This window comes from Nostocoides sp. (genome assembly GCF_035343835.1).
Classification (GTDB): Bacteria; Actinomycetota; Actinomycetes; order Actinomycetales; family Dermatophilaceae; genus Nostocoides_A; species Nostocoides_A vanveenii.
In genome coordinates this window covers 18367-25339 of record NZ_DAOQZV010000016.1, presented here as the reverse complement: position 1 = coordinate 25339, position 6973 = coordinate 18367, and the positions used below count along the sequence as shown (strand labels likewise).

Genomic DNA, 6973 nt, shown 5'->3' with positions numbered 1-6973 from the left:
CGATCACGCGCCGCCCGCGCTGAGCGGTGGCGGCCGCCCCCCTTTGGGCCGATAGCTGCGTGCAGCCCTCGCCTCGCGCGCCGGGCAGCGGCGTCGCAGACGTCAGGCCGCGGACTTGACCGCGGCGATCGTCTTCTCGGCCTCGGCGATGGCCTTCTCGGGTTTGGGCTTGGCCTGCGACAACGCCTTCTTGCCCAGCAGGCCCAGGACTGCGGCGACCAGGAAGAGCAGCACGGTGACGATCGCATAGGCCGCGGACGCCGGCAGCCAGATGTCGAGCACCTGCGCCAACGTGTGCAGCAAGAAGATCACGCCCAGCAGGCCCATGAAGGCGGCGCCGCCGAGCAGCCCGGCACCCTTGCCGCCGATTTTTAGGCCGCCGGTCACTTCGGCCTTGGCCAGCGCGATCTCGCTGCGAACCAAGGTCGACATCTCGCGGCTCGCGTCAGCGACGAGTTGCCCGATGGTGCGTTCGCCATCGATGTCGAGCGGCCGGTTGTCCAGCGGTGAGCTTCCCACGTCGCTCACCTTAGCCGCCCGTAGGGGCGACGACCGTGATCCCCGCAACCGGAATACATCACGGAAGGCTCAAGCCCGTTGGTAGAGGTCCGGCGTGCCGTCCCCGTCCTCGTCCGCGGTCTCCCGCTTTTCCACCTCACGGTAGTGCGCGTTGCGCCGTCGCAGCAGGACCCCGGCCAACAGAGCGGCCAACAGCGAGCCGGCAAGCACACCGACCTTGACGTGTTCGTCGCGCTCATGGCCGGCGCCGAAGGCCAACTCGCCCACGAGCAAGGAGACCGTGAACCCGATTCCGGTGAGCAGGGCGACCGCGCAGACATCGATCCACGCGAGTGACTCATCGAGATCCGCCCGGGTGAACCGCGCGGTCGCACACGTCCCGGCCAGCACGCCGATGAACTTCCCCGCGACCAGGCCGGCGATCACGCCATAGGTGATCGGGTCGCGCAGCGCCCCGCCCAGGCCACCACCGACGACGGTCACCCCGGCCGCGAAGAAGGCGAAGACCGGCACGGCCACACCGGCCGAGAGCGGGCGCAAGCGGTGCTCCATCCGGTGGGCGATGTCGCTCGTGCGCGAGTGTTTGCTCAGGGCCGGCACCGATGCGCGGGGCTTGACCGGGACGGTGAGCGCGAGCAGCACCCCGGCAACGGTGGCGTGCACGCCGGAGGCGTGGACCAGCGCCCAAGCGAGGGCGGCGAGCGGGACGAGAGCCACGGCATACGTCATGCGTCGCTGCGCGAGCGCGCCGAAGGCAGCGATCGGGACGAGCGCGAGCAGCAGGGGCCAGATCTGGAAGTCCGCGGTGTAGAAGGCGGCGATGATGACGATGGCGATCAGGTCGTCGACGACCGCCAGGGTCAGGAGGAAGGCCCGCAGCGCCGACGGTAGGTGCGAGCCCAGCACCGCCAGGACGGCAAGGGCGAAGGCGATATCGGTGGCCGCCGGGATGGCCCACCCGCCGATCGCCACGGCGTCGCCGCCGCCGAGGACGACCACGCCGATATAGACGAGCACGGGGATCACGACGCCGCAGATTGCCGCGACCACGGGCACGGCGGCCTTGGCCGGGTCGCGTAGGTCGCCCACGAGCAACTCGCGCTTGAGTTCCAGTCCGGCGACGAAGAAGAAGACGGCCAGCAGGCCGTCAGCGGCCCAGTGCCCCAGACTCAGCCGCAGGTGACCCCAATCGACGCCGACCTTAAGGTCGCGCAGCGCGGCATATGACTCGCGCCAGGGGCTGTTCGCCCAGATCAGGGCGAGGAGTGCGGCGCCGAGCAGGAGGCCGCCACCGACGGTCTCGGTGCGCAGGGCGGCGCGGATGGTCTGGGCCTCGGCCCAGGATGGACGTGCGAGCGCACGGCGGCGCAACGGCGAAAGGGTCATCAACTGCCTTCGCTTCGGGGTCGGTCACGGACATTGCCGACCAGACTTCCCGGCGCTCCAGAACATCAATTTTAGCGGACCGGGACTGGTGCGCCCTCCCAGGCGATGCGCAGCCGGCGATCAGCCGACCAGCAGCCGGCGGTCCGACGATGACCACGGAGGTGGTCCATTGTGTCCCTGACGGGGTGGGCGTTGCCGAGCCTGTTGGCCCTGGTGGCGCTGGCTTTGTTCGTCGTGATCGTGGCTGGCCGGCCGCGACGAGGCGGCGTCGCCGGCATCCTCGGCCGCGCGACGGCCGCCGTGAGCATGTGCGCCGCCGTGGTTGCGACCTGCGCGGTCGTTCTGAACGACCACTACCTCTTCTTCGTCACCTGGACCGATGTCCTCGACAACGGTTCCTCCGCGTCGACGACAGTCAGCCGGGGTGCGCTGCCCGCCGTCGCCGACACGCTGCCCCCGGCCGTCACGGTCGCGCCCGCCACGGCGGTGCTGGCTCCGCTGCCAGCACCCGGTCAGCAATGGCAGACCTACACCGTCAAAGGCGCGCGCACGGGCCTCGTCGGACAGGTGCTTGTCTATTTGCCCAAGGGCTACGATCCGAACTCAGGCGTCCGCTACCCGGTCATCGAGGCTCTGCACGGGTGGCCCGGTGGGCCGACGGCGGTCAACCACGAGCTCAACCTCGACACGACCTTTCAGAGTCTCGTCGATGCCCACCGGGTCGCCCCACCGATCGTGGTGATGCCGCAGATCAATATCCCCCTGACCCTGGACACCGAGTGCGTGAATGCCCCGACCGGCCAAGGGCCACAGACGATGAGCTGGCTCGGTCAGGACATTCCGACGTGGATCGGAACGCATTTCCGGGTCGCCGACCGGCGCACGTCGTGGCTGGTGCTTGGCGCCTCCTATGGCGGCTGGTGTGCCGCGAATGTCGGCCTGCATTACCCGGCGACCTTCGGCGGCGCGGTGTCCTTCCTGGGCTACAACAGCCCCGAGTTCGCCCCGGCCTACGTGCCGTTCAAGAGCGACCCCGCCGGCCTGAAGACCTATCAGCTGGTCTCCGTGGCCGGTCATCATCCGCCGCCCATCGCCCTGTGGCTGATGGCGAGCAAAGAGGACCACAGCGCGTATGCCGCCCTGGTCGCCCTGCTCAAAGCCGCTCGCCCGCCGCTGTCAGTGACCGCCCACGTGCTGCACCATGGAGGACACAATGTCGCCACAATCCCGCCCACCGAGGCAGCCATGGTGAGTTGGCTGGTCAAGACGCTGCCCGGGTTCGCGCCGCATGCCTGAGCCAGATGCCGTCCAGCCGGATGCCGTCCGGTCCGGCCACCCGTCCACCCCCGCCACCCGCCCGTATGCCGTGACCGCCGTCGTCGCGTCGCTCGCCCTCGTGCTCGCCGGCTGCAGTGGCATGTCGTCTGCGGGTGCGACTCGGCCGACCGGGACGGGTGAGGGTGCGCCCAGCGTCAGTGCGGCCACCACAAGCGTCGCGACCGGCGCCAGTGCGTCCAGCGGCGGCGCGGCGAGCGTCACAAGGGCAGCTGGCGGTCATACGGCAAGCTCGTCGGCCACGAATGAGGCCCCCGCGCTGACGGCGGGGAGCGGCACGCTGCGGATCGTGGCTTTCGGCGACTCGGTGCCGTCCGGCGCGGGATGTGCGTGCGATCCCTTTCCCGAGCTCACCGGGCCCTTGCTTGCCGAACGCACGGGGCGGCAGGCTGCCGTCGACAATCTCGCCGTCGGCGGTCAGACCTCGGCCGATGTGCTGGACGAACTCCGCGATCCCGACGTGATCGCTCGGCTCCGGCGGGCCGATGTCGTCATCGTCGAGATCGGCGCCAACGACTTCGATGAGGACTTGGCCGATTCGCCCGACTGCGCCGACCCGATGACCGCCGCCTGCGATGGTCCCGCCCTGGCAGAGACGAAGGATGTCCTTGACCGAATCACCGGGGCCATTGCGGCCCAGCCACGGCCCGCGGATGCCCGCATCGTCTTGATGGGCTATTGGAATGTCTTTCGCGACGGGCAGGTGGGTGCCTCCCGGGGCGCGGCCTATGTCGCGGCCAGCGCGAAGCTGACCGACGCGTTCAATGATGTGGTCGGGGATGTCGCCAAGGCCGGTGGCGCGATCTACGCCGACACCGTGACTCCGTTCAAGGGCGACGGCACGAGGGACGCGACCTTCGCGCTCGCGCCGGACGGCAACCACCCCAATGAGGTCGGGCACCGGCTCCTCGCCCAGGCCGTCGTGGACAGTCTGGATCGCGCCGGGGCGCTCGCGCGCTGACCTCGGGTGAGCCTGCCGGGACTGTCCCCTTGGTCGTTGTCGGTGCGGGTGTCTACGGTCAAGGGATGGACACCTCCCCTGCAGATCCTGACGCGCCTCTGGACCGGCTCAAGGTATTGCTCGACCTGCTCCTCCAGCACCAGCCGGCCAGTGCCGGCACGCCGCTGGCCATTGCGCTCGCGGAGCACCTCGGCGGGCCGCCGCACGAGATGGCGGTGCTGAGCGAGGAGGTGCAGAACCACCGCTTCGTCGACTACGACATCGCGCTGGACGCGATCGCCAGTCGGGACCCGGCCAATGACGTGATCGGGATCGGTGGCGGCGAGTCGCGCTATCACGTCAACCTGCCCGACATGATCCAGCCGGGCGGTGGATATGGGCGATTCCCCGTCGCTCAGGTCGACTACGCCAATGTCGCAACCGGTCCGGACAGCGAGCGCGCGGCGATCGCCATGGGCATCCGCCGCTTTGCGTATGCCTGCGTGCCCGTCGCCGTCCTCGTGCGTCGGGCCCTGCCTGGCCGGGGGCGGGGCCTGGCCACGCTGGAGGTGCTCTGTGCCGACCGCACCGTGTCCGCGGCTTTGTTGGAAGAGGTCCGCGAACTCTCGCTGACCCGCAGTGTGCTTCGGGGCGCGGTCGTCAGCCTTGCCTCCTCGGGTTACGAGATGACCGAGGAGGGGCTGACTTTCATCGCTCGGCCCCAGTTGCGCGCGGACCAGGTGGTCCTGCCGGAGGGCGTGTTGGAGCGCGTGGTCGATCATGTCGCGGGGATCGCCGCGCACGCCCCCGAGCTCAAGCGGCTGGGGCAGCACCTCAAGCGCGGCCTGCTGCTCTACGGGCCGCCCGGGTCGGGCAAGACGCATACGGTGCGCTATCTGCTCGGGGTGACGCCCGACCACACGGTCGTCCTGCTCGCCGGTGAGACGCTGCGATTCGTCGGTCTGGCGGCCAAGCTGGCCCGCGCCATGCAACCGGCGCTCGTGGTGCTGGAGGACTGCGACCTGATCGCCGAGGACCGCGACATGAGCTATGGCGCCAAGCCGCTGCTCTTCGAGGTGCTCGATGCGATGGACGGACTGGACGCCGACGCCGATGTCACCTTCGTGCTGACGACGAACCGGGTCGACGCCATGGAGCGCGCCTTGACCCAGCGACCGGGCCGGGTGGACCTGGCCGTCGAAGTCCCGTTGCCGGACGCCGCCGGCCGGCTGGCGCTGTTGCGCCTGTATGCCCCCGAGGGGGCGTTCAGTGAGGACGTCTTGGCCGACACGGCACACCGCACGAGCGGCACGACGGCGTCCTTCAGCCGGGAGTTGATCCGCAGGGCGGTGCTCCATGCGGCCAAGGATGGCGTGGCGCCGGGCGACCGGCACCTGCACGAAGCGACGAGCGAGATCCTCGCGGACGGCGAGCGGTTGTCGCGGGCGCTGCTCGGCGCCGGCGGCGAGGAGAAGAGCGGCATGTCGGTGGACCGGATGCCGCGCGTGCGACCAGGCGACGGGGAGGTGTACTGCTGAGGGTGGGTGCGTTCGGCGGCGGGCACTACTAGGACAACCCACGACGTTTGCCCACGCAGAGCGTGGGACCCTCGCTCCTGCGGCCCGCGCAGAGCGTTGGACCCAGCTCCACTACGTCGCGGGGACCGCTGCCCGTCCGTGGTTTTTCAGTACCGCCTAGATGGCACCTGGGCGCGTGCTGACCGCAAGTGTGCAGAGCTAACCGGGGACGCCGCCGGGCCGTTAGTGACTGGCGAGTTCGCGAGCCCAGGCGGCATCGATCCGGGCCGGTGAGTCGTCGTCGACTGTCTCGAAGAAGACGCCGACGACGTCCTCGAGCTCATCGAGCGATTCGGCGCAGAAGAGCGTCGACTGGTAGGTCGTGATGTCGTAATCGATGCGGGCCATCGCCGCGATATCGAGCGGCCGGATCTCCATGTGCGAGAAGGCATCCATCTCGCCGTAGCTGGACAGAATGCCCGCGCCATACGCCTTGAGCTCGCCCTGTTCGCGCATGACACCGAACTCCATGCTGAACCAAAAGACGTCAGCGATGACCTTCATCGCGGCATCGGTCTGGACGCGCAAGGACGCCCGGCCGGCGGCCTCGGTGAGCCGGGCGAAGCGCGGTGAGGCCAACTGGTTCGCGTGGCCGATCACTTCGTGGATGATGTCCGGCTCGGGGGTGTAGAGCGGCTGCGAGGGGTGGCGCAGGTATTGCGTGGAGTGGAACACGCGCGCCCCCAGCGCCCCGTAGAACTCGCGCAGGGCGACCAGGCCGGGGGCGCAGGCATACGTCCAGCCGGTGAGGGGCCGCAGGCGAGCACTGACCTCCGCGAGTTGGGGGACGCGGTCGGCCGGCAGGTCGAGGGCGGCCTTCGCGGCGAGGTATTCGGAGTGGGCACGCACGGCGTGCTTGGGGGCGAGTTCGGCGCTGGCAATCCGCCAGACCTCGTTCTCGGCATCGGTGTAGTCGATGACCGGGATCGGCGTCCCGGGCGTCCAGGCGAGGGCGGCTGCCGCGATGTCGGCGCGGCGCCCGCGATACGCCGCATCGGTGAAGCCGGGGTGATCCGCGCCGAGATGCACCTCGACCCGGCCGTCGGCGTGTTCGGTCACCGGTGAGTAGAGCTGGCCTTCGTCGAACATCGCGGGCCCCTTTCGCGTGGCCGGACGACCTTGTCCGGCACCATCCGTGGTGTGCCCTCAGGACACCACGAAGAGCACGGGGCTGGCTAGTGTGCCCAGTAGCCTAGGGCAATTGGCGCAGAATCGA

The 6973-nt window shown here is 69.6% G+C and carries 6 protein-coding genes; 3 read left to right on the top strand and 3 right to left on the bottom strand.

The window, feature by feature from the left end:
* Positions 1 to 102: 102 nt before the first annotated feature.
* Positions 103 to 519, bottom strand: coding sequence for a phage holin family protein (locus tag PKH97_RS02490; RefSeq protein WP_324385824.1), 417 nt, complete (start codon positions 517 to 519; stop codon positions 103 to 105).
* Positions 520 to 588: 69 nt separating this feature from the next.
* The gene (gene nhaA / locus PKH97_RS02485; RefSeq protein WP_324385823.1) at positions 589 to 1905 is read right to left on the bottom strand and encodes a Na+/H+ antiporter NhaA; all 1317 of its coding nucleotides are present in this window, start codon (positions 1903 to 1905) and stop codon (positions 589 to 591) included.
* Positions 1906 to 2076: 171 nt separating this feature from the next.
* Here nhaA and PKH97_RS02480 point away from each other — a divergent pair, with 171 nt between their 5' ends.
* The 3 genes from PKH97_RS02480 to PKH97_RS02470 all read left to right on the top strand — a co-directional run bounded on the left by PKH97_RS02480 (position 2077) and on the right by PKH97_RS02470 (position 5718).
* Positions 2077 to 3201: an alpha/beta hydrolase-fold protein gene (locus PKH97_RS02480; protein ID WP_324385822.1), complete on the top strand. Its 1125-nt coding sequence runs from the start codon at positions 2077 to 2079 to the stop codon at positions 3199 to 3201.
* Entirely contained in the window at positions 3194 to 4201 is a 1008-nt protein-coding gene (locus tag PKH97_RS02475) for an SGNH/GDSL hydrolase family protein (protein WP_324385821.1), read from the top strand. Before PKH97_RS02480 ends, PKH97_RS02475 begins: the two co-directional genes overlap by 8 nt.
* Before the next feature lie 65 nt (positions 4202 to 4266).
* Positions 4267 to 5718, top strand: coding sequence for an ATP-binding protein (locus PKH97_RS02470; protein WP_324385820.1), 1452 nt, complete (start codon positions 4267 to 4269; stop codon positions 5716 to 5718).
* 222 nt (positions 5719 to 5940) lie between these two features.
* Here the strand turns inward: PKH97_RS02470 and PKH97_RS02465 are convergent, their stop codons facing one another.
* The gene (locus PKH97_RS02465; RefSeq protein ID WP_324385819.1) at positions 5941 to 6846 is read right to left on the bottom strand and encodes a phenylalanine 4-monooxygenase; all 906 of its coding nucleotides are present in this window, start codon (positions 6844 to 6846) and stop codon (positions 5941 to 5943) included.
* Positions 6847 to 6973 lie beyond the last annotated feature (127 nt).

What these genes read in the sequence shown, in the direction of transcription:
- nhaA (WP_324385823.1), bottom strand. Translation starts at nt 1,905, where the DNA reads ATGACCCTTTCGCCGTTGCGCCGCCGTGCGCTCGCACGTCCATCCTGG.
- PKH97_RS02475 (WP_324385821.1), top strand. Translation starts at nt 3,194, where the DNA reads ATGCCTGAGCCAGATGCCGTCCAGCCGGATGCCGTCCGGTCCGGCCAC.
- PKH97_RS02470 (WP_324385820.1), top strand. Translation starts at nt 4,267, where the DNA reads ATGGACACCTCCCCTGCAGATCCTGACGCGCCTCTGGACCGGCTCAAG.
- PKH97_RS02465 (WP_324385819.1), bottom strand. Translation starts at nt 6,846, where the DNA reads ATGTTCGACGAAGGCCAGCTCTACTCACCGGTGACCGAACACGCCGAC.